Origin of the sequence: Halorussus halophilus (assembly GCF_008831545.1) — an archaeon.
Lineage (GTDB): Archaea > Halobacteriota > Halobacteria > Halobacteriales > Haladaptataceae > Halorussus > Halorussus halophilus.
Genome location: NZ_CP044524.1, coordinates 487502 through 511673, shown reverse-complemented (window position 1 = coordinate 511673; position 24172 = coordinate 487502). Strand labels below are relative to the sequence as shown.

General features: G+C 62.6%; 29 protein-coding genes. 16 read left to right on the top strand and 13 right to left on the bottom strand.

What is annotated here, in order from left to right:
• Positions 1-15: 15 nt before the first annotated feature.
• A complete protein-coding gene (locus tag F7R90_RS20540) occupies positions 16-765 on the bottom strand; it encodes a hypothetical protein (protein WP_158059422.1) in 750 nt (249 codons plus the stop codon).
• 106 nt (positions 766-871) lie between these two features.
• Here F7R90_RS20540 and F7R90_RS20535 point away from each other — a divergent pair, with 106 nt between their 5' ends.
• The 6 genes from F7R90_RS20535 (at position 872) to F7R90_RS20510 (ending at position 5265) form a co-directional block, all read left to right on the top strand.
• Entirely contained in the window at positions 872-1609 is a 738-nt protein-coding gene (locus F7R90_RS20535) for a sporulation protein (protein WP_158059421.1), read from the top strand.
• A gap of 79 nt (positions 1610-1688) precedes the next feature.
• On the top strand, positions 1689-2057 hold the full coding sequence (locus F7R90_RS20530) for a DUF7471 family protein (RefSeq protein ID WP_394352027.1): 369 nt from the start codon (positions 1689-1691) through the stop codon (positions 2055-2057).
• The gene (locus F7R90_RS20525; protein WP_158059420.1) at positions 2054-2563 is read left to right on the top strand and encodes a winged helix-turn-helix transcriptional regulator; all 510 of its coding nucleotides are present in this window, start codon (positions 2054-2056) and stop codon (positions 2561-2563) included. The genes F7R90_RS20530 and F7R90_RS20525 overlap by 4 nt, the downstream gene beginning before the upstream one ends.
• Positions 2564-2593: 30 nt before the next feature.
• Positions 2594-3286 (top strand): TIGR00266 family protein, encoded by a 693-nt coding sequence (locus tag F7R90_RS20520; RefSeq protein WP_158059419.1) that lies wholly within the window; start codon positions 2594-2596, stop codon positions 3284-3286.
• A 97-nt stretch (positions 3287-3383) separates the two neighbouring features.
• Positions 3384-3926 (top strand): NUDIX domain-containing protein, encoded by a 543-nt coding sequence (locus F7R90_RS20515; RefSeq protein ID WP_192498484.1) that lies wholly within the window; start codon positions 3384-3386, stop codon positions 3924-3926.
• Between the two features lie 55 nt (positions 3927-3981).
• The gene (locus tag F7R90_RS20510; RefSeq protein ID WP_158059417.1) at positions 3982-5265 is read left to right on the top strand and encodes a DUF7405 family protein; all 1284 of its coding nucleotides are present in this window, start codon (positions 3982-3984) and stop codon (positions 5263-5265) included.
• Between the two features lie 7 nt (positions 5266-5272).
• On the opposite strand, the gene F7R90_RS20505 is transcribed toward F7R90_RS20510, so the two are convergent.
• Complete coding sequence (locus F7R90_RS20505) at positions 5273-5839, bottom strand: hypothetical protein (protein ID WP_158059416.1); 567 nt, start codon at positions 5837-5839, stop codon at positions 5273-5275.
• Between the two features lie 108 nt (positions 5840-5947).
• Between F7R90_RS20505 and F7R90_RS20500 the strand changes: the two genes are divergently transcribed.
• The 3 genes from F7R90_RS20500 to F7R90_RS20490 all read left to right on the top strand — a co-directional run bounded on the left by F7R90_RS20500 (position 5948) and on the right by F7R90_RS20490 (position 7721).
• A complete protein-coding gene (locus F7R90_RS20500) occupies positions 5948-6073 on the top strand; it encodes a hypothetical protein (RefSeq protein ID WP_267905119.1) in 126 nt (41 codons plus the stop codon).
• 264 nt (positions 6074-6337) lie between these two features.
• Complete coding sequence (locus tag F7R90_RS20495) at positions 6338-6574, top strand: DUF7542 family protein (protein WP_158059415.1); 237 nt, start codon at positions 6338-6340, stop codon at positions 6572-6574.
• A gap of 73 nt (positions 6575-6647) precedes the next feature.
• Entirely contained in the window at positions 6648-7721 is a 1074-nt protein-coding gene (locus tag F7R90_RS20490) for an iron transporter (RefSeq protein WP_158059414.1), read from the top strand.
• 17 nt (positions 7722-7738) lie between these two features.
• Here F7R90_RS20490 and F7R90_RS20485 read toward each other — a convergent pair whose 3' ends face one another.
• Entirely contained in the window at positions 7739-8815 is a 1077-nt protein-coding gene (locus tag F7R90_RS20485; RefSeq protein WP_158059413.1) for a complex I subunit 1/NuoH family protein, read from the bottom strand.
• A gap of 86 nt (positions 8816-8901) precedes the next feature.
• On the opposite strand from F7R90_RS20485, the gene F7R90_RS20480 reads away from it, so the two are divergent.
• Together F7R90_RS20480 and F7R90_RS20475 are read left to right on the top strand one after the other, a co-directional pair.
• On the top strand, positions 8902-9555 hold the full coding sequence (locus F7R90_RS20480; RefSeq protein WP_158059412.1) for a helix-turn-helix domain-containing protein: 654 nt from the start codon (positions 8902-8904) through the stop codon (positions 9553-9555).
• A 59-nt stretch (positions 9556-9614) separates the two neighbouring features.
• The gene (locus F7R90_RS20475; protein WP_158059411.1) at positions 9615-10943 is read left to right on the top strand and encodes an MFS transporter; all 1329 of its coding nucleotides are present in this window, start codon (positions 9615-9617) and stop codon (positions 10941-10943) included.
• Positions 10944-10956: 13 nt separating this feature from the next.
• Here F7R90_RS20475 and F7R90_RS20470 read toward each other — a convergent pair whose 3' ends face one another.
• On the bottom strand, positions 10957-11307 hold the full coding sequence (locus F7R90_RS20470) for a hypothetical protein (protein ID WP_158059410.1): 351 nt from the start codon (positions 11305-11307) through the stop codon (positions 10957-10959).
• A gap of 115 nt (positions 11308-11422) precedes the next feature.
• Between F7R90_RS20470 and F7R90_RS20465 the strand changes: the two genes are divergently transcribed.
• The gene (locus F7R90_RS20465) at positions 11423-11857 is read left to right on the top strand and encodes a universal stress protein (protein WP_158059472.1); all 435 of its coding nucleotides are present in this window, start codon (positions 11423-11425) and stop codon (positions 11855-11857) included.
• Here F7R90_RS20465 and F7R90_RS20460 read toward each other — a convergent pair.
• The 8 genes from F7R90_RS20460 to F7R90_RS20425 form a co-directional block, all read right to left on the bottom strand.
• Positions 11854-13299 carry an FAD-dependent oxidoreductase gene (locus tag F7R90_RS20460; protein ID WP_158059409.1) on the bottom strand — a complete coding sequence of 482 codons (1446 nt, stop codon included), beginning with the start codon at positions 13297-13299 and terminating at the stop codon, positions 11854-11856. The two genes, F7R90_RS20465 and F7R90_RS20460, sit on opposite strands and share 4 nt — an antisense overlap.
• 82 nt (positions 13300-13381) lie before the next feature.
• Positions 13382-14194, bottom strand: a complete 813-nt coding sequence (locus F7R90_RS20455) for a DUF2270 domain-containing protein (protein ID WP_225741348.1) — start codon at positions 14192-14194, stop codon at positions 13382-13384.
• Between the two features lie 134 nt (positions 14195-14328).
• Positions 14329-14907 (bottom strand): VIT1/CCC1 transporter family protein, encoded by a 579-nt coding sequence (locus F7R90_RS20450; RefSeq protein WP_158059408.1) that lies wholly within the window; start codon positions 14905-14907, stop codon positions 14329-14331.
• 9 nt (positions 14908-14916) lie between these two features.
• The gene (locus F7R90_RS20445) at positions 14917-15204 is read right to left on the bottom strand and encodes a DUF211 domain-containing protein (RefSeq protein ID WP_158059407.1); all 288 of its coding nucleotides are present in this window, start codon (positions 15202-15204) and stop codon (positions 14917-14919) included.
• 80 nt (positions 15205-15284) lie between these two features.
• The gene (locus tag F7R90_RS20440) at positions 15285-15683 is read right to left on the bottom strand and encodes a DUF2267 domain-containing protein (protein WP_158059406.1); all 399 of its coding nucleotides are present in this window, start codon (positions 15681-15683) and stop codon (positions 15285-15287) included.
• Between the two features lie 352 nt (positions 15684-16035).
• Positions 16036-16635 (bottom strand): DJ-1/PfpI family protein, encoded by a 600-nt coding sequence (locus F7R90_RS20435; protein ID WP_158059405.1) that lies wholly within the window; start codon positions 16633-16635, stop codon positions 16036-16038.
• Between the two features lie 396 nt (positions 16636-17031).
• On the bottom strand, positions 17032-18015 hold the full coding sequence (locus F7R90_RS20430) for a transcription initiation factor IIB (RefSeq protein WP_158059404.1): 984 nt from the start codon (positions 18013-18015) through the stop codon (positions 17032-17034).
• A gap of 376 nt (positions 18016-18391) precedes the next feature.
• On the bottom strand, positions 18392-19015 hold the full coding sequence (locus F7R90_RS20425) for a phosphoribosyltransferase (RefSeq protein ID WP_158059403.1): 624 nt from the start codon (positions 19013-19015) through the stop codon (positions 18392-18394).
• A gap of 125 nt (positions 19016-19140) precedes the next feature.
• On the opposite strand from F7R90_RS20425, the gene F7R90_RS20420 reads away from it, so the two are divergent.
• Positions 19141-20580: an aryl-sulfate sulfotransferase gene (locus F7R90_RS20420; RefSeq protein ID WP_158059402.1), complete on the top strand. Its 1440-nt coding sequence runs from the start codon at positions 19141-19143 to the stop codon at positions 20578-20580.
• Here F7R90_RS20420 and F7R90_RS20415 read toward each other — a convergent pair whose 3' ends face one another.
• Positions 20581-20793, bottom strand: coding sequence for a DUF7576 family protein (locus tag F7R90_RS20415; protein WP_158059401.1), 213 nt, complete (start codon positions 20791-20793; stop codon positions 20581-20583).
• Between the two features lie 196 nt (positions 20794-20989).
• Here F7R90_RS20415 and F7R90_RS20410 point away from each other — a divergent pair, with 196 nt between their 5' ends.
• Genes F7R90_RS20410 through F7R90_RS20400 form a run of 3 tightly spaced genes read left to right on the top strand, consistent with a single transcriptional unit; the run spans position 20990 to position 24163 of the window.
• Positions 20990-22198, top strand: a complete 1209-nt coding sequence (locus tag F7R90_RS20410) for an ABC transporter substrate-binding protein (RefSeq protein ID WP_158059400.1) — start codon at positions 20990-20992, stop codon at positions 22196-22198.
• Between the two features lie 4 nt (positions 22199-22202).
• The gene (locus F7R90_RS20405; protein WP_158059399.1) at positions 22203-23315 is read left to right on the top strand and encodes a FecCD family ABC transporter permease; all 1113 of its coding nucleotides are present in this window, start codon (positions 22203-22205) and stop codon (positions 23313-23315) included.
• Entirely contained in the window at positions 23315-24163 is an 849-nt protein-coding gene (locus F7R90_RS20400) for an FAD-dependent oxidoreductase (protein WP_158059398.1), read from the top strand. The genes F7R90_RS20405 and F7R90_RS20400 overlap by 1 nt, the downstream gene beginning before the upstream one ends.
• The last annotated feature ends 9 nt before the right edge of the window (positions 24164-24172 follow it).

The following is a 24172-nucleotide window of genomic DNA, read 5'->3' as shown; positions in this document are numbered from 1 at the left end:
GAGTAGTCCGAACACTCACACGCCAGTCGTCGTCTCGTTCCCAGACTCCTTGTTCCCCGCTTCCTCGTTCCCAGACTCGCCTCCTTGTTCGTCGTCGGTCGCAGATTCCACGTCGATTTCGACGGACCAACTCGCTATCTCGTCGTCAGTGAGGAGGTCGCGGTCTCGGAGTGTCACCGTGACTGTCTTGCTCTTGCGCGTCACGTCCGACAGTTTCGACTCGTTTATTTCGACCGTGAGAGTCTCGTTGAGGCGTCGTTCGACCTGCTCGGTGGTCGCTACCTCCGAATCTCCCACGGTCACAACGAAGTAGGGGTCGCCGTCTTGGCCTCCGAGGTCAGTGTCCACGAGCGTCGTGTTCGCACGAATCTGGAGGACGAACGCCGTCGCGTAGCCATCACCGTCAGCGTCGGTCTGCGAGACGACGCTGACGTTGCCAGTTCGGGCGACGGTCGAGTTCCTACTGTCGGCCTGCGCCGCCACGTCGTTCGACTGCTCGGACTGGTCGTCTGCGGATTGGTCACTGGAAGCGTCACCGTCGCCATCGTCGTTTGCCCCCCGCGTCGTCTGGGTTTTCGAGGTCGCTCGCGACTCCGTCGTCCCGCTCACCTGTGTCTCCACCACGTCCCCAGAGGCGGTCACTGTTCCGCCTGCCTCCGTTTCGACGTTCGTCGTCGCTCGCTGTGGTTCGCTCGCCGAACACCCGGCGAGGATGAGGAGTAGCACAACGGAGAGCGCGAGGAGTCGCGGGCGAGCGTTGGTCATTGGCTAAGTGGTGCACACTTCCCGTAATTCGTCTTGTGGCCGTTTGTGGCGTGTTGTCTCGGTCGCCACAAAGGATAGGTGCTCTCGCTGACGACTCTCGCCTGCGATGAAAAACATCCTCTCCAGCGTCGGCATCGGTGCCGCCGAGGTAGACACCATCCTCCCGAAGACGACCTTCCGACCAGGCGAGACCGTCGAGGCCGAAGTCGAAGTCCACGGCGGTTCGACCGGACAGGACGTAGACGACGTCTACTTCGCGCTCATCACGAGCTATCGCACCGAAGACGGCCGCAAGAGCAGCGTCATCGACAAGTTCCGACTCACCGAGTCGTTCACCATCGAACCCGACGAGGAGCGGACCTTCGACGTGGAGTTCACGATTCCCTACAGCACGCCCACCACGATGGGGCACACGGACGTGTGGGTGGAGACGGGACTGGACATCGACTGGGCGCTCGACCCCGAGGACAAGGACTACATCGAGGTAGAACCGAGTCCGCGCCTCCAAGCAGTCTTCGACGCCGTCGAGTCGCTCGGGTTCACGTTCCACACCGCGGAGTGTCAGGCCGACCCCCACGGCGCGTTCACCTCGCGGCGCTCGTTCATCCAAGAGTTCGAGTTCAAGCCCCGTTCCGGCCCGTTCGCGGGCGACTTCGACGAACTCGAACTCGTCCCCCGCGAGTCAGAGGGCGAACTGACCGTCCACGTCGAAATCGACAAGCGCGGCGGTCTGCTTGCCGAGATGGCGGACATGGACGAGCGTCGCGCCACGTTGACCGTTGCGGACGCCGATTCGAGGTCAGTCGAAGCGGACCTGCGCCGGACCATCGAACAGCATCGGTAATCCCCTTCCTCGGTACTCGTTTTTCGTCCTCTCTGCCCACAACAGAACCGATAAACGCGCGAGACACCAACGAGACGATATGGCAGTCACGGTGTTGCTGGGCGGCGTGCGAGTGGTGCTGTCGCTGGGCGGCCAGCACGTCGCCACGGAGTCGCTGGGCATGGCCGCCCTGCTGGCGTTGGCGGGCGTCGGGTCTGCGCTCGTCCTCGCGCTCGCACTCGCGGCGTTTCTCCGGCGACGAACGCGGTCGTACTTGTTGGTGGCGCTGGCACTCGCTACCTTGCTCGCCCGTACCGCAGTCGCCACGCTCTCCCTGACCGGGTCGGTCGCCGACGGTTCTCACCACGTCTTCGAACACGGACTCGACGTGGTAATGGCCGCACTCGTCATTGCGGCGGTCTACGACGCCCGCTCGGCCCGCACAGTGACGGGAGGTGAGCAGTCGTGAGCGAAACGCGCGCGACCATCGAAGACCACGTTCACGCCAAGCCCGGCGTCCACTTCAACGAGGTCGTCCGCTCGCTGGACCTCGCTCCGGGGCAGGTGCAGTACCACCTCCGAAAACTCGGCGACTCGGAGGCAGTCACCGCCGAAGAACTGTACGGGCGAACGCACTACTACCCGCCGGAGTACGACGACTGGGAGCGCGCCGCGCTGGCCATGTTCCGGCGAGAGACGGCCCGCGACCTGCTGGCGTATCTCCTCGACAACGGCGAGACGGGGCCCTCGACGCTCGCCGACGAAGTGGACCTCGCGCGAAGCACCGTCGAGTGGCACCTCGACAATCTGGTCGAACAAGAGATGGTCGAGAAGCGCCGCGACGGGAACCGAGTCTACGTGGCGCTCTGTCGGCCCGAAGCGACTGCGAAACTGCTCGGGTCGATTACGCCGTCGCTTCCCGAGCGCATGGTGGACAGATTTACGAGATTGGTGGATGGGTTCTTCGAGGAGTAATCATTTAGGCAGGGTCGTCGTGGTCCCGTCATGCGTCACGAGATCGTCCAGAGTCCCGCATTCTCACAACTGAACGTCACGCTCGAATCGGGCGAGAGCATCGACGCCGAAGGTGGCGCGATGGTCAGCCACGGCGAGAACGTCTCGATGGAGACCAACGCCACAGGCGGCTTCCTCAAGTCGATTCGCCGGAGCGTCTTGGGCGGCGAGAGCTTCTTCCAGAACACCTTCACGGCAGGTAGCGGCGAGGGAACAGTCTCGCTCGCGCCGCCCTTGCCCGGCGACGTCGTCCACGAGGAACTCACCGACGAGACCATCTACGTCCAATCTGGGTCCTACATCGCGGGCGACACGGCCCTCGACGTGGACACCGAGTTCGGCGGCGCGAAGACGTTCTTCGGGAGCGAAGGCCTCTTCCTCCTGCGCGTCTCGGGGAGCGGTCCGTTGTTCATGTCGAGTTACGGCGCTATCGAGTCGAGAGAACTGGACGAAGGCGAGCGGTACACGGTCGATACCGGCCACATCGTCGCGTTCGAAGCCTCGGCGAACTTCGCGGTCAAGCGCGTCGCCGGGCTGAAATCGACGTTCCTCTCCGGGGAGGGACTGGTCTGTCGGTTCACCGGTCCGGGGCGCGTGTGGACCCAGACGCGGAGCCAAGATGCCTTCCTCTCGTGGCTCCTCCCGAAGATTCCCAATACGGCGTACGCGAACGGAAACCCGTGACGAGCGGGAGTTCGTGACGGCGAGGTTGGCTCTCAGAACGTCTATCACTATCGTTTTCCCTAAAAATAGTTATTGCCTGTTAGACGGTGACACGAGTATGGTCAACTTACCACCAGATTTCTGCCCGTACTGTGGAACGAAGTTAGAGACGGTCGAAGAGCCGACGATTTACCGATGCGAGTCGTGCGACGACTACGTCTTCCACAATCCTTGTCCCGCTGGGGGCGTCGCCGTCCTCGACGGTGATAGCATCCTCCTCGTGGAAGACTTCCGCAGTTCCGGCGAGTGGAAACTTCCCGAAGGTCGCGTCGAGTGTGGCGAATCGCCGCGCGAGGGCGTCGCCAGAGAACTCGAAGAGGAGACGGGTCTCACCGTGGACCCCGCCGTGCTGACCTACTTTCACGACTCGGCGGGCGAACCGGTCGAGAACCAGTACATGGCGAACGTAGACTTCGCTGTCGAGCGGTCGGAGACGGCCGGGACGCTCGACGCGGGATCGGACGCTATCGACGCAAGATTCTGGACGCCGGAGGAGTTCGCTGACTCCGACCAGTCGTTCAGGGCGTCGCATCTGGACCGCTTCGGCAACGACGATATCGAGTGGTTGCGAGACACGGCAAGGCTGGCGCTCGAAGGGTAGGTTTTCGACGCACGCACCACAACCCCCTTTTCCGTCCGCTCCTTAGCGCCGACCAATGAACGACTCTCGGGGACTCTCGCGACGGCAGTTCACCAAAGCCGCCGTCGCCATCGGCGGCACGTCGGCACTCTCGGCGTGTCTCGGGCGATTCGGCGAACCAGACGTAGCGACGGGACCGAAGGACCTCTCGTCGCTCCCGAAGCGCCAGCACGCGTGGAACGCGGCGTTGGAGTCGGACGACCACGGCAACGACGTTGCCCCGCGCCACCACGTCGTGCTGTTGCTGAACTACGCGGGTGACGGCACGCCGAGCGATGCGGAGCGCGAGACTGTCGAAAAGAGCTTCCAGAGCCTCGAACACGCCTACGAGCGAAGTCACGAGGGACTGCTGTTCACGGTCGGCTACTCGCCCGCCTACTTCGAGCGGTTCGACGCCGACCTGCCAGACTCCGTGGACCTCCCGAAACCGAAGGCTCTCGCGTCGTTCGAGGACCCAAAGAGAGACCTGCAAGACGCCGTCGTCCACCTCGCCAGCGACCACGCGTCGGTCGTGTTGGCCGCCGAGGAGGCACTGCTGGGCAACAAATCGAAACTGAACGGCGTCGAAGTGCAGGCAGACCTCGCTGGTGTCATGCAGAAAGCCGAGCGTCGAACTGGCTTCGTCGGCGACGGCCTGCCAGCAGAAAATCAGGACGTCCAGGGTATTCCGGACGACGAGCCAGTTTCTGAGGACGCGCCGCTCTACATGGGGTTCAAATCGGGCTTCAAGAAGAATCAGGCGACCGAAGACAGCGTGACCATCCAGTCGGGGCCGTTCGCTGGTGGGACCACTCAGCACGTCTCGCGGATTCGCCTGCAACTCGACCAGTGGTACGACCAAGACAGTCGCAGTCAGCGCGTCGGCAAGATGTTCTGCCCAGTTCACGCCGAGGAGAATCTGGTCGAGGGAGCGGGCGACAACCTCGGCACCTCCGCGAAGATGTCCGAGAAGAGTTGCCCCGCCCACGCCCCGGACGACGCCAAGACGAAGGGGATGGTCGGCCACTCCCAGAAGGCCGCTCGCGCTCGCACGGACGACGACTCGCCGCTCATCCTGCGGCGCGACTTCGACTCGACGGACGGCGGCGAGGCGGGTCTGCACTTCGTCGCGCTCCAGCGAACCATCTCTGACTTCGTGGACACCCGCGAGGCGATGAACGGCGCGGACTTAGCGGAGGAGGCGACTGCGCTCGGGCAGAAGAACAACAACGGCATCTTGCAGTACATGGACGTGCTTCGCCGTGGGAACTTCCTCGTTCCGCCCAGAGAACTGCGGGCGCTTCCTCCGTCGAATCCGTAACGAGTGATTAGTTCGATTCGGTCGTGTTTCCCGTGGTGACGCCACTTTCGCACGCGAGGAGTTGTGAGTAAGTCGTAGACCGGATCTCGTAGCCGAAGACGCCAACCGACGTTGAGGATTCGTTACAGTCGAACGTCTCGCGAGGAATCTGCAATGTCTCGCGCACGCCCGTGGCGGGAACGTGAAGGCGGAGTACGTACGTCGCGGGTTCGTACAATCGGAACGATAGCTCGGCGTCTGCGGGAAATTCCACGGTCTCCGCAAAAATCTGTTCGTTGCTATCGACGTCTCGGAGTTCGACCCGAATTCGCCGTTCTGCCTCGCCCACGTTCCAGATGCCGACGGAGTGTGGTTGCGTGTCAGGGTCGTTCGCAATCGCGTCCGGGTCGCCGACATCTAGTTTTTCGACCGTTCGCTCGGGTTCGTAGCGGTGCAGTTCGCCGTCGGACATCGGCGGCGAGTGGTACGACTTCGGCGCAATCAGGACCGAGTCGGACCCGAGACAGCCAGCGAGCGACGCGAGCGTTCCCACGCCTGCGGCGAGGAACGCTCGGCGGGAGCGATGGGAGGGCATACGCTGAACAGAACTTTTCTGCTTCCTAACTCTTTCGCCTCGTGAGAACAGCCGGAACTATCGACCGCACAGCCAACCTCTTTATCTCCCGACTCGCCAGTATTCCCCGTGCACAAAGTCCGATTCCGTGACCCCGCGGGGAGCGTCCGCGTCGGCTCGCTTTCTGACGGCGACGAAGTTGAGGTCGAAGCCGAGGGCGTCGGCGTGCTGAAACACGACGTTCGGCAGGAGTGACTACTCGAAGTCGTCTTCGCTGGGGTCGGTCAGCCTCAGTTCGAGGAAGAGACCGCCACCCGCGAGGAGTTCCTTGGCCTCGTCTCGTTGGAGGCGATACCACTGCGTCTCGTTTTCGCCGATGGTGCTGTTGGTGGACTCACCGGGCGAAAGCGTGTTACCGTCGTAGTCAGAGTCGTTCCACGGGTCGTCACTCGAACCGTCGTTGTCAGTCGAGGAGGCGGGCGACAGGATTGAGTGTCTGCGTCTCCGAGGTTTCGACAGATGGCAAGCAAGCGTGCGACGGTGACGTGTCCGGACTGCGACGTAGACGAGACGTTCGAGAAACTCCGAGCGGCCCGCACTCGCATCGACGACCACCGCGCCGAAACCGGTCACGAGGCGACGTGGCAACTCCACCGACTCAGTTCCGGCGTCGAACGAGCAGGTGACGACGCTGGCATCTGTGGCCGTCCAGACTGCACGGACGCCGACTCGCCACTCTTGCAGGACGAGTTGTAACTCGCTACCCGGAGCCTCGCTTTCGACGCGCGTACCAGAATCCGTATTTGAGCAGGGTCGCTAGCGTTTGGTAATGCAACGACGGGACTTCCTACGTGCGACGAGCGTCGCGGGAATCGCCGGACTCGCAGGGTGTACCGGCATGTTCGAGACGCAGTCCGCACGGTCTGCGGGCCAGGGAAGCTTCACGACCGTAGCGAACCGCAAGAACGCAGTGTACTATCCGACCCACAAGGACGAGATGACGATGCTTGGGATGGGCGGGAAGGGCCGGTACAAAGTCGGCCTGATGTACAGTCTGCCACACACGTTCTGGAACATCTCGGGCAGGAATACGAACCGCGCGAAGGTCGGCGAAGAGGTCACTGCCCACTTCATGGCGACCATCTGGGACAAACAGACGGAGACTGTTCTCCCGACAGCAAACGTCTCCGCGGAACTACTGAAGGACGGCGAGACGGTCGATTCCCGCCAGTTGTGGCCGATGCTCTCCCAGAACATGGGCTACCACTTCGGCGACAACGTGAACCTCGACGGCGACGGAAAATACACGGCAAAGCTCGATATCGGCGCGATGCAGGCCAAGCGCATGGGCGAGTTGCAGGGAGCGTTCGGCGAGGGGACGACGTTGGAAGTCGAGTTCGACCATTCCCGCAAGAAGTTGGGCGACCTTGGCTACACGAATCTCCCCGACAAACAGGGCAAGGCAGGTGCCATCTCGCCAATGGACATGAAGATGCCCATCTCGCAACTGCCCACGAAGAAAGACCTCCCCGCCACTGGACTCGCGGCAGGTGCGAGCGGCGACGCGAAGTTCCTCGCATTCACGACCGAGGAGAACCCCCACTTCGTCGCCGACGGGAAGAGCTACCTCGGCGTTTCGGCCCGTACGCCGTACAACCGCTATCCGCTCCCGTTCATGGGGTTGGCGGCGACGCTGAAACGCGACGGCGAGACGGTGTTCGACGGCGACTTCTCCACCGCGATGGACCCCGAACTCGGCTACCACTACGGCGTCGGCGTGGACAGCCTCAAGTCCGGCGACCAGTTGACCCTGACCGTGAATGCGCCGCCACAGGTTGCCCGACACGAGGGGTACGAGACGGCGTTCCTCCAGATGTCGAAGATGGAGATGGAACTGGCCTGAGTCTCTGACTCACCAGCTCAGACTGCCGTCACACCGACGAAGACGGCGGTGAGGAGCAGGTTCAGGAACGACAGCACCAACATACCTTTCCAGCCGATTTCGATGAGTTGGTCGATGCGAAGCCTCGGCACCGCCGAGCGCGCCCACTGCGTGAACAGGAAGAATCCCCAGATTTTGACGGTGAACCAGACGAATCCCGGTAGGACTGGCCCCGCTGGCCCGCCGAGGAACAGCGTCGCGACGATGGCCCCGCCGAGGAAGATGTGGACGAACTCCCCGACGTACATCAGCACGAAGTAGACCGAGGAGTACTCGGTCATGTACCCCGCGACGATTTCGGTCGGTGCTTCCGGGATGTCGAAGGGATTGCGACCCACCTCGGCGAGATTCGCGGCCACGAACAACACGAACGCGAAGGGATTGACGAAGGCGTACCACGACGGAATCGCTACGCCGAACAGCGTCACCAGTGCGTCCTGCTGTGTGGCGACGACTTCGCTGGTTCTGAGCGTCCCCGCGAGTAAGACGACAGAAGCGGCAGTCACGACCAGCGGTATCTCGTAGGCGATGTTCTGCGCTATCGCGCGTAGGCCGCCCATCAGCGAGAACTTGTTGTTCGAGGCGTAGCCTGCCATCGTCAGGCCGAGCGTCGCCAGCGACGAGACGGCGAAGACGTACGCGACGCCGGTTGCGGGGTCCGCGAGTTGGACGTTCACGCCGAAGATGCGACCCATCGGAATCACCGCGAACCCGACTATCGCGGAGAACGGTATCAGAATCGGCGGCACGTCGAAGGCCGGTCTGTCCACCTGTCTCGGCACGATGAGTTCCTTCGCGAGGAATCTCGTCGCGTCCGCGACGATGATGAGGATGCCTGCCGGACCGATTCGGTTCGGGCCGATTTTGTCCCAGAAGGCGGCGGCTATCTTCCGCTTGGCCCACGGGCCAGCGACGGCGGCGTTCGCCATGAGGTACGTGCCGACGAAGGCGGCGCTCAGCACCGACGCGACGACCTGCTGGACGACGCCCATCTGTGACCACCCGAGGGCGTGCCCGAGCGACTCGGGGAGGGTAGCGAGGACGAGGCGATTCATAGTCGAATCTCGGCCCGCCACGTCGGTAGCGTTACTGCCGCGCATTCGAGGTGCCTTTAAGTTCTCGTCGTTCGACAGGTCTCCGTATGCGCTACGTCACGGTGGTCGCCCGGCCGAAAGAGGATGAACTCCATCCATTAGAGCGGGCACTGCGCGACGAGCCGAAAATTCGCCGCGAAGCAATCCATCGCGCGGAACTGCTGGACGACGGGTCCATCGTGATGTTCGCGGAAGCGAGCGGCGAGACCGACCGACTGCGCGAGATTTTGTCCGCCAGCGACACGGTCTACGACTTCACCGTCACGGACGACGGCGACGGCCGGATGTTCTCCTACAGTCACTACGACCCGACCGAGGCGATTCGGCGACTCATGGAACGCCGTCGCCAGCAGGAACTCGTCGTCAAGATGCCAGTCGAGTACACTGACGACGGCGGGATGCGCGCGACCTACGTCGGCCGCGAGGAAGACTTCGCCAACGCCATGGCGAACCAACCGGAGAGCGTGGACGTGGAAATCGTCTCGACTGGCGAGTACCGGCCGGACGCCGAGGACCTCTACGCTCGACTGACTGCGCGTCAGCGCGAAATTCTGGACGCGGCGGTCGAGTCTGGTTACTACGAAAATCCTCGCGAAGCTACCCACGAGGAAATCGCCGGAGCGGTCGGCGTTGCTCCCAGTACGGTCGGCGAGCATCTCCGGAAGATAGAGTCGTCGGTGTTCGGCGAACTCGTTCGCTGACTCGAACGAAACTCCGACCAGCGCAATCGTTACGAGCGTGGCAGTCGTCGTTGTGAGAAGTGTCTTCTCCTAGAGCCGCGACTGCCACGACGCCGGAGACGGCCACGCTCGCGAATCCGCGCCGGGCGCTGGCGACGGTCATCGCGGTGGTGTTCATCGACCTCCTGGGGTTCGGCATCATCATCCCGATTCTGCCGTTCTACGTCCGGAGTTTCGGCGTCAGCGACGTGTACATCGGCCTGCTCGCGGCGTCGTACTCGTTGATGCAGTTCCTCTTCGCTCCGTATTTAGGCGCGCTCTCGGACCGCCGCGGACGGCGACCGGTCATCCTCATCTCGGTCGCGGGGAGCGTCGTCGCGTGGACCGTCTTCGGCCTCGCCGGAAGCGTCGCCGTGCTGTTCGTCTCCCGGATGTTGGCGGGCGCGATGGGTGGAAATCTGGCCGCCGCGCAAGCGTACGTCTCCGACATCACACCGCCGGAGCGCCGGGCGAGCGCGTTCGGCCTCGTCGGCGCGTCGTTCGGCCTCGGATTCATCTTCGGCCCCGCACTCGGGGGTTTCTTCGCCAGCGCACCCGTGGTCGCAACCGCGAGTTCGACGCTTCCCGCTGCGATTCCGACGACTCAGTTCTCGTTGCCGAGTTTCGCCGCGGCAGGGCTGAGCCTGCTCAATCTGCTCTTCGCGGCGGCGTTCCTCGAAGAGTCCGGAGCGCAATCGGCCAGCGCGCGCCGCCAGTCGTGGATTGGGACGTTCCGGTCGGCGGTCGCTGACGCGAATTTGCGCGGACTCGTCGTCGCGTTCTTCCTGCTGTCGGTCGCGTTCTCGGGCGTACAGGTGATGTTTATCCCGTTCGCGGCGGACTACTACGGTTACGACGCGAGCCAGACGGCGGTTCTCTTGACGTACGTCGGCGCGCTCGGCGTCGTCTTTCAGGGTGCGCTCGTCGGGCGACTCTCGCGCAGATACGCCGACTCCTTACTCGCGGTCGCGGGGGCGTTGCTGTTGACGTTCGCGCTCGCAGCACTGCCGTTCACACCCGAACTGGGGCGAGCGTTGGTCCCGAAAACTGCCGCATTCGCGTTTCTAACCAGAGAGTCGGTCGCGCTCCTGCTCGTCCTGCCGGGTCTCTCGCTCGGCAACGCACTCCTCTCCGTGTCGCTGACGACGCTCGTCTCGAAAGTCGCGGGGGCCGACGTACAAGGGAGTGCGTTCGGCGTGACCCAAGGTGCCGGAAGCCTCGGGCGGACTGTCGGCCCGCCCATCATGGCCGCGCTGTACGTCCTGCGGTTCTGGTCGCCGTTCGTCGTCGGCGGACTGCTGATGGTCGGCGTCTTCGGCGTGTTGGTCCGCCGGTCGGGAGTGGTTGGTGGCCCGGCGCGGGCGGACTGATAGGTTGTTCGCTCTACTCGCCGTCGGGATAGCCAAGCACCGCGTCCGTTTCGACGTTCGTCACTTCGTCGAGTTCGCAGACGGTGTCGATTTCGGTCTGTTCGACTTCCACGAGGAGTCGCTCGAACTGGAGTTCGCGCACGACTTCGCCGTCGGCCGCTTCGACTGCCTCGCGGACGCTCTCCGCGCTCTCGTACTCGTCGGTGTCCGTGTCCTCATCCACGTTCTCGTTCTCGTCCGGGCTTTCGTCCGCGTCCTCCTTCCCGTCTTCTGCGTCGTCGCCGAGCGTCACGACGAGTCGGACTGTCTCGCCGGACACCGGGTCGCGCCGGAGCGACCGGACTGTGTGGCTCACGTAGGTCATGTCTCTCCCTCGGTGTGCGACGCACTTCTACCGTTCGGAAGTGCCAGTGTTCGGACCTTCCAATTGCCGTTCGACTCACACAACGCACATGCCGCTCCTCGTCGTACCACCGCCGATGTACGACCGAATCCTGCTGCCGACCGACGGGAGCGAGCAGGCAGAGGCGGCGACAGAACAGGCGTTCGAACTCGCGCGGAACTTCGACGCCGAACTGCACGTCCTGTTCGTCGTCGATTCCTCGGCGTTCGCCTCGGAGGTCGATGCGACGCTGGTCACCGACGAACTGGAGGCGTACGGCACGCGAACACTGGAGACGGTGGTCAAGCGCGCCGAAGACGCGGGCGTCTCCGAAATCGAGAGTGCCATCTACTTCGGGACGACCCACGAAGAGATTCTGGCCTACGCCGAGAAGGTGGACGCCGACCTCGTAGTGATGGGTACTCACGGACGGCGCGGGCTCGACCGGTATCTGTTGGGGAGCGTCACCGAGCGACTGGTCCGGATGTCGGAGGTCCCCGTGTTGACGGTTCGGGCGAACGGGGGCTCTTAGGGCTGGTCTTCCGCTTCGGCTTCCAGTCGCCCGTTCAGAACCTTCGCCGCGACGAGAATCGGGTCCCAGACCGGACTGAACGGCGGCGCGTACGAGAGGTCCAACCGTTCGAGTTCGGGGACTGTCAGTCCGCTCTCCAGTGCCGTGGCGACGGTGTCGATTCGCTTTGCGGCGGTGTCGGCACCGACGATGCTCCCGCCGAGTAACTTGCTGGAGCCACGGTCGGCGGTCAGCGTGACCGTCGTCTCTGCTGCCCCCGGATAGTACCCCGACTTCGACGAGGCGGTGACCGTCTCGCTCACCGGGTCGAAGCCGACTTCCCGAGCCTCCTCGTGGTCGATGATGCCCGACCGTCCAGTTTCGAGGTCGAACGCCTTGACGACGGCCGTTCCGGCCACCGTGCCGACGAGCGTGGGGTCGCCCGCGACGGTCTGGCCGATGGCGCGTCCTGCGCGATTCGCCGTCAGACCGAGTGGGACCCACACGGACTCGCCGCTCACCACGTGTTCCATCTCGGCGCAGTCGCCCGCGGCGAACACGTCCGGGTGGGAGGTGCAACCGTACTCATCGGTCGCTACAGCGCCCGAATCGCCGAGTTCGATGCCTGTCCCGTCGAGCAACTCGGTGTTCGGACGGATGCCTACCCCGACCAGCGCCATCTGCACGTCGAGAACGTCGCCGTCGAACCTGACACCCGTGACGCGGTCGGTGCCGAGAATCTCTGTGACCGTCGCGTTCGTGTGGACGGAGACGCCCTGCTCTCGGAGGTGGTCTTCGACTACTTCGCCGACCTCGGGACCGAACGCAGGGAGTACGTGGTCGTCGCGCTGAAACAGCGACACGTCGATGTCCCACGCGGAGAGTGCTTCTGCCATCTCGACACCGACGTAGCCACCGCCGACGACGGCGACGGAGTCGGGCGGGGTCTGGTCGGCGTACTCGCGGACAAGGTCTCTGTCCACGAACTCCGCATCCACCGACTCGGGGTCTATCTCGGCCGGTGGCGTGAGGAACGCTCGAACTGCCGCGGCCGAATCCATGTGGTGGAGTGTGAACGCACCGTCGAGTGTGAGCGCGTCCGAGAACGGTCCGGCGACTGCCCGTCCGCCGGTCGCCACGAGGAGTTCGCCGTACGGTTGGTCGAACCGCTCGCCGTCTGCTTCGACGGTCACGGCGTTGTCGTCGGGTGAGACGGCGACGACTTCGTGGCCGCGTCGGAGGTCGATGCCCCGGTCTTCGATTTGTTCGGGGGTCAACGAGAGCAGGTCGGTCAGGTCTTCGACTTTCCCTTCGACGTAGTACGGCATGCCACAGTGGGCGAACGACACCCACTGACCTCTCTCGAAGACGACGACTTCCCTGTCTGGGTCGTCGCGTTTCAGTTTGCTCGCCGCACTGAGTCCCGCGGCGTCTCCACCGACGACGACGAATGGGTCGGGCATGCACTATTCCTTTTCAGATAGCGGCTTATCGTTTCGGGTGGCGTACAGGCCGACTGCGAGGGCGAAAAACGACACTCGGCGACTACTCGTACTTCCGCAAATCTTCGGTTCGGAGTTCGCCGCGAGCGTGCCACGTCCGGGGGCGACAGGCCACGACGACTGCTGCGGTGTAGAGGGAGGCGACGACGCCTGTCACGAGTAGTCCGGGAATATCGCCGATTGCCGCGCTCGCTGGCCACGACGCGTCGGTGAACGCCACGATGCGGATTGCCCACGCACCCAGCAGGAGGGTGAACAGTGGGAGGTACACCCGTCTGAGGCGATGTGAAATGGCCTCTTCGGCCGTAATCTTCAGCGTCGGCTTTCGATAGTCACGGCTCAGTTTCGGCCGCCAGTACTCGTCTTCTAGTCCTTGGGAGGGGTCGAGACCGAACGCCCAGACGTTCTCCTGCATCTTTCGAACGCGGGAACGCCAGATGTCGTAGGCGCGATACCGGCGAGCCTCGATAGTCAGAAAGAGGCCGACAGCCGCGATTCCGGCGAGAATGACGTAGTGTGGGTTCTGCTCGCTGGAGAACGACCACGTGAGGACGCCGGCCATGACGATGACCGCCCAGTTGGTCGTCTTGTCGAGTCGCTCGCGCCAGAGTTTCATCCGGTGAATCTCGCCACGGTAGAGGTGCGCCATCGAGGAACTCGGACCCATGGCCTCGTCTAAGAGTCCTTTCCCGACTTCCGCCCCAGGTGGGGGTGCTGCGTCTCGCTGTACCTCGTCGGTAGGTTGGTCCTCGTCGTCTGTTGGTCCCTCCTCGTCGTCGGGAGGTTTGTTCTCGTCGTCGGGCGATTCGTCAGGTGTCGTTTGGTGTTCTGATTCGTCCGTCTCTTCTGGTTTCATGGGATGTCACCGCTGTTTCGTCGTTCTCGGTCCTGTCGCAACAGAATGACCGCGGTATTCACTATCTCATACAAGACTATCGGAGAATAAGAATCTCACTATCCGTGCTAGTCGGTTTCACGACCGGAACGTCATCATCCCGGAAGCAAGACATTCAGGCCTGCGACGACGACGCCTGCCAACCCCATTCGAACGGCGGCGACGTACCAGCGCTGGCCGGAGATAGACCCCATGTACGCGCCGAACGTTGCGAGGACGCCGACGCCGATGGCCACGCCGACCAGTGCTGCCTCACCGATGGTGAGTACGGTTCCCTCGAACAGAAACGGCACGAGCGGGAACAGAATGCCGATTATCGGGCCGAGTCCGCTCATCACTGCGTGGATGATTTGGGCGCTCTGGCGGTCCCGCTGGATGCGCGTGTCGTCCAAGTCTGTGAGCATCGCCTGTTCCATCTGCTTGATTTCGGCGCGCATCTCCGCGCGCTCTATCTCCCAGACGCTCCAGACACCCGACGTGCCGAGACCGACCGCGGCCCCGAGACCGATTTTGATGACCGTCGCGCCGTCGGGAATCCCCGAGAGGACAGCGCCGACGAGGATGCCGATGCTCGTCAGCGTGCCGTCGAACCCGTTCGAGATGAAGTATCGCCGGGAGATAGAGCGGACGTCCTCTTCGCCGAGCAGTCGCACGAGGCGAGTGTGCAGTGACACGCTTTCTCGCTAATCCTGTGGGGTCGCGCGTTCCTCGACGACGTACTCGCCGCAGGCCACTTGGTCGATAGAGTGGAGACTGGCACCTAACTGGTCTATCGCGTCCTCGATTCGACCGAAGTCCACGTCCTCTCCCTCGACGGTGAGTTTGACGTTCTGGACCTCCTCGTCCAGTTCGATCACGGTCACGTTGACGCCGGACACTCCCGTGAGGTCGGTTACCTGTCTGGCGAACTCTGGGAGTGGCGGTTCGTACGGCTTGAGTACGTCCACGACGATTCGGCGAAGCGGGGCCATTGCTGGCACCACGACGCCGACTTGCAAAGGTGTTGGTGTGGCACTCTCTTCGACGTTCCTCTTCGACCTTCTTCTCCGGGTTACTCCTCTTCGACTTCCTCGGCGTCGATGAGCGCGAACAGATATTGGTAGTCGTCGGTGAGTTGCCCGCGCACGTCCTCTACCTCTCCACGGGAGATGAGTTCGCTCACGAGGCCGACGACGACTTTCCCGTAGTAGGCGGCGTCGGACTTGTTCACGTTCGCGCGCTCTGCGACCCGGTCTACGAACTCGTCGTAGTCGAATCGCTGGCCGGAGTCGGCGCTAGTCAGGTAGTAATCGACCTCCATCGGGAGCGACCCCGCGAGGTCTTGGGCCTCGCCTGCTTGGAGTCGCTCGCCGAGCGTGGTCAGGACCGCGCGGGTCGCGCGAACCGCTCTGCCGAGTTCCGGCAGTTCGAGTCGGGACTGAATCTGCCCCATGAAGTCTTTGTACTGCATCGTTGCGGGGCTAGAACTTCACTGGAAAAATAGGTACCGGCGACGGCAGAGAATTACGAGTTCTTCGTGGTAATTCGATTTTGTGGTGGTTCGGTCCTGTGATAGTCCGGTTCTGTGGTGGTTCGGTGGTTCTACTCTATTCGCGTGTTCGTGGGACACGACGACCACATCGAACGAGCTAGCTACTCCCGAATCCGATGAGAGACCGCACCGCCGACGGACAAACCGCGTCTGCCGAATCTTCGTTCACTGCGTTCACGAAAACCTCGCACGAATGGTCGAATCCACTGCGGAATTCGACCGCGCGCGCCAGTTCGGAATTGAAGATGCGCGAAACTAACCTGCCGACTTCTCAATCGTCCGCTTTCACCGTCTGCGGTTCACCATGCTCAATCTCCGTCCCCAGTACGCCCAAGAACTGCGAAATCCACTCGACGTGGTCTCCCCAGTCGCGGCCCGTCACCAGATTGCCGTCCGTCGTCACGCCGTCGTAGTACTCCCCGCCAGCGCCTTCCACGTCGGATTCGAGCGCGGAGTAGGCCGAGCAGGTCCGCCCTTCGATGAGGTCTGCGGCCGCGAGAATCTGAGCGGCGTGGCAGATGGCCGCGATGGGTTTGTGCTCGGCGTCGAAGTGCCGAACTAGTTCGAGGACCTCGTCGTAAGTACGGAGATACTCCGGTGCGCGCCCGCCGGGCAGGACGAGTCCGTCGTACTCTTCGGGGTCTACCTCCTCGAACGTGGCGTTGAGCGCGAAGTTGTGGCCGCGCTCTTCGAGGTACGTCTGGTCGCCACGGAAGTCGTGGACCGCGGTCTTCACCGTGTCGCCCGCCTCCTTCTCGGGGCAGACCGCGTCTACGTCGTGACCGACCGCTTGCAGTGCTTGGAACGGGACCATGATTTCGTAGTCTTCGCCGAAGTCGCCGACTATCATCAGCAGTTGCTTGCCGGACATTCGAACGGAGTACGACGGACTGCAGAAAGTAGTTATCGGCGACTGTTCGTATCGAAGAGCCAAACGTTCAAGTACGAAACCGAACCCAACTCGCGGCGGACGCTCTCGGTCTTCTTCAAGACCGGTAGTCCGAGTACCCCGAGTCAGTCGTTTGCCGAGTAGTCCGCACCAGTCGTTCGATCTAGGAGGACAACGTCGGGCCGAGCCACCGAAGAAAGAATCGCAGAGTGTGAGAGTTTCACCCTGCCCACTGGACACTGTCACAATCGCGCCGACGCTGCGACGCGATTGCCACGTCCAACGCTACCGCTGTCCAGAGCTACCGCTACGGAGCTATCTATCCGACACTGAAAATCTCAGAATAGGTGTACGGCCGAATTCGGCTGCGTCATCCGCTTAGGCGGCCGCCATCGAGTCCTCTTCCGCTTCGAGGAGTTCGTGGTAGCGGTTGCGGATGGTGACTTCGCTCACCTGCGCCACGTCGCTGACTTCGGCCTGGGTCACCTTCTCGTTGGTGAGCAGGGGACCAGCGTACACCGCGGCGGCCGCGAGGCCGACGGGCGACTTGCCGCTGTGGATGCCCTTGCGCTTGGCGGTGCGGAGCAGGTCGCGGGCGCGACGCTCGGACTCGTCGGAGATGTCGAGTTCGCTGGCGAACCGCGCGACGTAGTCTTCGGGGTCAGCGGGCTGGATTTCGAGGCTCAGTTCGCGGACGATGTAGCGGTAGGTCCGTTTGAACTCCATCTCGTCGATTCGGCTGACGGTGGCCACCTCGTCGATGGACCGGGGCGTCCCGGTCTGTCGAGCGGCGGCGTACAGCGACGCCGTGGCGACGCCCTCGATGGAACGGCCCGGCAGGAGGTCCTCGTCGAGTGCGCGGCGGTAGATGACCGACGCCGTCTCGCGTACGTCCTCGGGGAGGCCGAGCGCGGACGCCATCCGGTCGATTTCGCCGAGCGCCTGTTTGAGGTTGCGCTCCTTGCTGTCTCGCGTGCGGAACCGCTCGTTCCACGTGCGGAGTCGCTGCATCTTCTCGCGCTGGCGCGAGTCGAGCGAGTTGCCGTAGGCGTCCTTGTTCTGCCAGCCAATGTTCGTCGAGAGGCCCTTGTCGTGCATCATCTTCGTGGTCGGGGCTCCGACACGGGACTTCTCGTCTTTCTCGCTGGAGTCGAAGGCGCGCCATTCCGGTCCTCGGTCTACGTTGTCCTCTTCGACGACGAGCCCACAGTCGCTACACACGGTCTCGCCGTGTTCGTCGTCTGCGGTGAGTCGGCCGCCACACTCGGGGCAGACCTGCTCGTCTTCGGTCTCTTTGGTCGTTGTCTGTTCGTCTTCGCTTACGTCCTGTTCGCTGTAGCTCTGGATGCGGGTACTGGTCATGGGTATCACTTCTTTGGTCGAGACCACCGGGAGGGGGAGAAATCCTGAAGAATCTCCGGCAGTCTCGCTTCCTAACCACCAGTTAGGGCGACAAGTACTTAAATGTTTCGCTGTAGTGTGCTAGTTGTGCATTCAGAATGGTGGACGACCTCTCTCGATTCTAGCCAAAAGATTGGTAGTGAATGCCCGATACTGCACCTCAGCGTACGTTAACTGTTCGCACAGTGTTCGAAGCAATCTTGCATGCCTGAAACAATATAAACGTCGGTCGAAACCGAAACTCGGTACCGAGTCAATAGACTCTTTCTCGCTTAGAACCAATTATAGGATATTTCCACCATACAAAAATATAGTGGGGCGGTCGCTTGGTAACCGTTCAGCCGTCGAGATACTCTCTCGCTCGTTCGTCCGAGACCTGTTCGAACGAGTCATAGAACTGCCCGACTGCGGCGAACTGCAGCGGCGTCTCGACGCAGACCACCTCGTCGGCCTCGGCACGCAATCGTTCGACAGAGTCGGGCGACCCGACGGGAACCGCGAGGACGACGCGTTTCGCGCCGGACTTCCGAACCTGCCGGAGTGCCGCGATAGTCGTCGCCCCTGTCGCTAGCCCATCGTCTACGACGACGACGCGTTTGCCGTCGATGTCGGGCGGTTCGTCCGTCCCCCGGTACTGTTCGAGTTTCGCCCGCGCTTGGGCGGCTTTCTGCTCGCGCGCTTGCTCGACGTACTCCTCGCTCACGCCGAGGCGCTCGACGATGTCGTCGTTTTCCCAGAAACTTCCGTCGCTCGCTACGGCCCCGATGGCTAACTCGGGATTCTGTGGTGCCCCAACTTTCGCCGCGACGATAACGTCGAGAGGTACGTCGAGTGCGTCGGCGACGGGGCGAGCGACCGGAAGGCCGCCTCTCGGTACTGCGAGAACAATGTCTGTCTCGACGCCGCGCTCGGTCAGTAGGTCTGCGAGCTTTCGTCCTGCATCAGTTCTGTCTCTGAACATCCCACTCCCCAATAGTGGAGCGACCTCAGAAGCTAAAAAAGCGACCCCGCTTCGACTAATTTGCCCCGTCGCCGTCGGGGAAAGAGGACAAAACCCATATGTCCTCCGTGGGTGTACGCGGTTGTATGTCTGACGCGTGGAACGAGCGGTTGTCGAAACCGTGGCTGGTACGCGGCGTGGTGTTGCTCCTCGTCGTGTCGCTGCTTGCCCCCTCGGCAGTCTCCGCCCTCACCTACGAACCGACTAACACCAACCTCCAGAAAGGTACTATCGAACAACCTGCAGACGGAACGACGGTCATAGCGATTCAAGGCTACAAGTTCAAAGGACAAAAGAACGGAAAGAAGCCCGCTCGACTCGTCGGCGTGGGTCCCCGCGGTGACGTCCAGTGGGTCCACGAAGGGGACCGAGTTGGTGCGACGTGGTTCTACGACGTGGACCCAATCAATGGAAGTAACGTCCTCATCACGGCGACGTCACGTGACGGCACTCGCGTCTACGAGTTTGACCCGCAAGCCAACGAGACTCTGTGGGTCGAACACTTCCCCGAAGTCCACGACACGCACGACGCCGACATGATAAACGGCGACCAGTTGCTAGTGGCCGAGATGCGTAACTACGACGTGGAAGACGAGGTCAACCGCGACCGCATCTTCATTTACGACCGCGGCGACGACGAGGTCGTCTGGGAGTGGCAGTTCGAGAAGCATACGGACTTCAAGAAGAGCCAAGGCAAGCGGTACAAGAGCAAGAACAAGCAGGGCAAAGGCGACGACTGGACCCACGTCAACGACGTGGACAAGATAGCCGACGGTCAGTACCTCATCTCGCCGCGGAACATGGACCAAGTGATGGTCATCAACCGGTCCACGAAGGCGGTCGATATGCGCCTCGGCGAAGACCAGAACTACGACGTGATGCACGAACAGCACAATCCCCAGTATCTCGAAAGCGAGAACGGGACGCCGACCATCGTCGTGGCCGACAGCGAGAACGACCGCATCGTCGAGTACGCGAAGCGCGGCGGCGAGTGGAAAGAGACGTGGGAACTCGGCTCCAGTCAGGACTTCAACTGGCCGCGGGACGCCGACCGACTCCCGAACGGCAACACGCTCGTCGTGGACTCGAACAACCAACGCGTCATCGAAGTCACCCCACAGGGCGAGGTCGTCTGGGAGTTCTACGCTCCGTGGGCACCGTACGACGTGGAGCGGATGCAACTGGGCGACGAGGCCGGTGACGAAGGGCCGACTATCGCCGACCAGAACGCAGAAGGTGAGTACAGTGTCTCGGGCAGTGCGGGACTGACGCCCGGAACCGGCGACCGTCTCACTTTCTCGCAGTGGCTGAGCGCGGCGTTCGCGGGAACGCCCGTCAGCGAACCAGTAGACCAGTTCGCTAACCGCTGGTCGAAGATTGCCCCATGGGTCCGACCGGTTTGGATGGGTCCGTGGGACTTCGTCGGCGCAGTCGTCGCGGGACTCCTCCTCGTCGGTTGGGGTCTCGGCGAACTGTTCTACAATCGCAAGCGCATCTCGAACGGCGTCAGAAGCCGACTCGCCTGATTACGACCGGTAACCTTCTTTTTCGGCCCACTCGTCGAGACAGCCATCGCTACAGAAGTGATAGGTCTGCGTGGCCGAATCGCCGACTCCGTCGGCTTCCTTGCGCTGGTACATCGGATGGGGTTCGTTCAAGTCGATGCTGTCGTCGCAACTGAGACACCCGACGTACTGCGTGGCGGCGGTTCCCTCGTAGATGCCGAACAGTTCTGGCATGTGGTCGCGTTTGGTCGCCGACTGCGTAGTTCTATCGTCAGAACGAGGACTATTTATTCACGGGTCACCGACTGCTAGCCGTCTGATGCTCCCGGGTGATTCCGGATGGGTAATCCGTACGAACCCGCCTCCCTCCGATGGTTTAGGTCTGCCAAAATACCGAAGCCCTTATCATGTTTTAGGATGGCCTAAAAGTATGAGCAGAGGATCCGACAGTAATTCGACTCGACGGCAGTTCATCGTAGGCAGTGCAGCAGTCAGCAGTGCGCTTCTCGCGGGCTGTACCGGTGGAGATGGTAGCGACGAAGGCACCACGACCGAGGGCACTACCGCGGCGTCCGGGACGACGAGCGGCGACGGGACGACCGAGTCGGAGGGTTCAGAGACTACCGAGAGTGCGAGCGGTTCCTACTCGGTGAACATGGCACCCGTCGGCGAAGTCACGTTCGAGAGCGTGCCGAAGAAGTGGCTCGTCTACGAGGCTGGCTACGCGGACATGGGCGTCGCACTTGGACAGGCCGACGGCCTGCAAGCCGTCGGGTACCCGCCCCGGTTCCACACCAAGTACTACGACGAACTGCCGGGCGTCTCCGTGGACAAGGAGTCGATGAAACCGCTCTACGACGGCGGCATCGACAAAGAAATCTTCTTCGAACTGAACTGTGGCGTCCACCTCATCGACCCGAAGTGGCTAACGAACAACAGCGCGTTCGGACTGGAACAGAACGACCTCGACCAAATCGAAGAGCGCGTCGCGCCGTTCGTCGGCAACACAATCTTCCGACGCACCGACTCGTGGCACGATTACGAGTACTACTCGATGTACGAGGCTTTCGAGAAGGTCGCGGAAGTCTTCCAGCAGAAACCCCGCTACGACGCGTTCAAGAAGCTCCACGACTCGTTCATTAGCGACGTGCAGTCGAAGCTCCCCGAAAAGGGGCCGGAGGCGGCACTCGTCTTCGCAGCCAAGGACGAACCCGGGGAGTTCACGCCGTACCGACTCAGCGGCAAGGGTACGAACAAAAAGCAGTTCCGCGACCTGCGCGTCCAAGACGCCTTCGAGGGGTCGGACGTGCAACCGCGCTCTACGTCTAGCTCCGGCAAGATAGACTACGAGACGCTGCTGGAAATCGACCCGGAGGCTATCCTGATTCGGGGCCACGAAACCAAGACTGCCAAGGAGTTCGAGAACACCATCCTGAGCTACATGAAGGACCACTCCGCGGCGAGTCAACTCACTGCCGTCCAGAACGGCCAGGTGTTCCGTGGCGGCCCAATCTACGAGGGGCCGATTCACAACCTCTTCCTGACCGAGCGGTTCGCCAAGGCGTTCTTCCCCGACACCTACTCCGGCAAGCTGTTCGACCGCCAGAAAGTCGCAGACGTCGTGAACGGCGACTTCTAGGACCGTGTCGGACGAAACCGCGACTGCTGGCGGGCGGGGCGAACAGCGCGACGGCCGACTCGGATGGCTCGACGGGTCGCTGGCGTCGGTCGTCCTGGGTAGCGTCGCGGTCGTCGTCCTTGCCGGGTTAGTGCAGGTCAGCTTCGGCACCTACTCGATGAGCCTCGCGACTGCGTGGAACTCGGTGTTCGACCCGGACATCTTCCTGAACCTGGACGCGTGGCATGCGTTCCTGACGGGCGGCGAGGCTCCGGAGATGGACAACGAGACGCTCATCGTCTGGACGATTCGGCTCCCGCGAGTGTTCGTGGCGATGTTCGTCGGCATGAACCTCGCCGTCTCGGGTGCTATCTTCCAGGCGGTCACGCGCAACGAACTGGCGAGTCCGTACGTCCTCGGCGTGAGTTCCGGGGCCGGTCTCGCCATCCTGTTGGGCCTCATCGTGTTCACTGGACTCACCTCCTATCTCCCGCTGCTGGCGGCACTGGGCGGTACGGCAGCGTTCCTGCTCGTCTACGCCATCGCGTGGCAGGGCGGGACTAATCCGGTGCGTCTGATACTCGCTGGCGTCATCGTCAGCACGGTGTTCAACTCGCTCCAGACCGGCGTGTTCTACTTCGCCGACGACCTCGGCGCGGTCCAGAGCGCGATTGCGTGGACCACGGGGTCACTCACAGGGGTCGATTGGGAGCAGGTCCGGACGGTGGCTCCGTGGACTGCCATCTTCCTCCCGTTCGCACTCCTCACGTCGCGGCAGTTGAACGTCCTCCTGCTCGGGGAGCGAACTGCCCAGTCGCTCGGCATGTCGGTCGAACGAGTCCGGTTTGGCGTCTCGGCGGTCGCGATAATTCTTGCGGCCGCGAGCGTCGCCGTCGCGGGACTCGTCGGCTTCGTCGGTCTCGTCGTCCCCCACATGGTGCGGACAGTCGTCGGGAGCGACTACCGGCGGGTGATGACCGGCTGTGTGTTCGCGGGTCCGGCGCTGGTCGTTCTCGCCGACGTTGGCGCGCGACTCGCTCTTGCGACCCAGATTCCGGTCGGCATTGTCACCGGAATCATCGGCGGGCCGTACTTCCTGTACCTGATGCGCAAGCAGGGCACCGTCGGTGAACTGTGATGGCAGGAACGAAAAACGAGTTCGACCGCGACGTGGTAATAGTCGGCGGCGGAGCGTCCGGTCTCTCGGCCGCGCTGTTCCTCTCGCGCTACGGTCTCGACGCGCTCGTCTTCGACCGTGGTACCTCTGCCATCGAGCAGTGCTACTGCATCGAGAACTACCTCGGCCTGCTCGGGATTCGCCCCGAGACGTTCCTCGAACTCGGCCGCGAACACGTCCGGTACGAGGGCGGCGACGTGGAGGACGACATGGTCGTCGAAGTCGCGCGCCTGAACGCGAGCGACGAAGGAAGTAAAGATAGCAACTCCCTCGGCGGATTCCGCGTCAGCACCCAAGACGGCCGCGACGTGACGACCAGATTCGTCCTCGCGGCCACGGCATACGACGGCGACTACCTCGCGGAACTCGCGGACGGCGAGTTTCACGACGGCGGCGACCATCCCGTCGAAGCGGACGAGAGCGGCCGGACGGAAATCGACGGCCTGTACGTCGCTGGCTGGCTCTCGGGCGGCCCTCATCAGGTCAGCATCGCCGCTGGTCACGGTGGCCGAGTCGCCAAGTCGCTCATCGAGGACCTACGTAAATCGAGAGGCTACTGGGACGAAGTTGCGCAGTTCTGGGATTGGCGCGTCGAAGTAGACAAGTACGGCGGCGACGAGTGGGAGGGTCACGTAGACGACTGGATAGACGGCACGATTCCCGACGAAGAGATTTCCGCGGAACGAATCGAGCGGGTCAAAGCTGAAATCAAGGAAGAACGCCTCGACTTCGAGATTTCGGCCGCAGAACGCGAAGCGCGACTCGAAGCGAGTCGAGAGTTGCTGAGAGAGAAGTTGTTCGAAGAGTAGCGCGGGTTC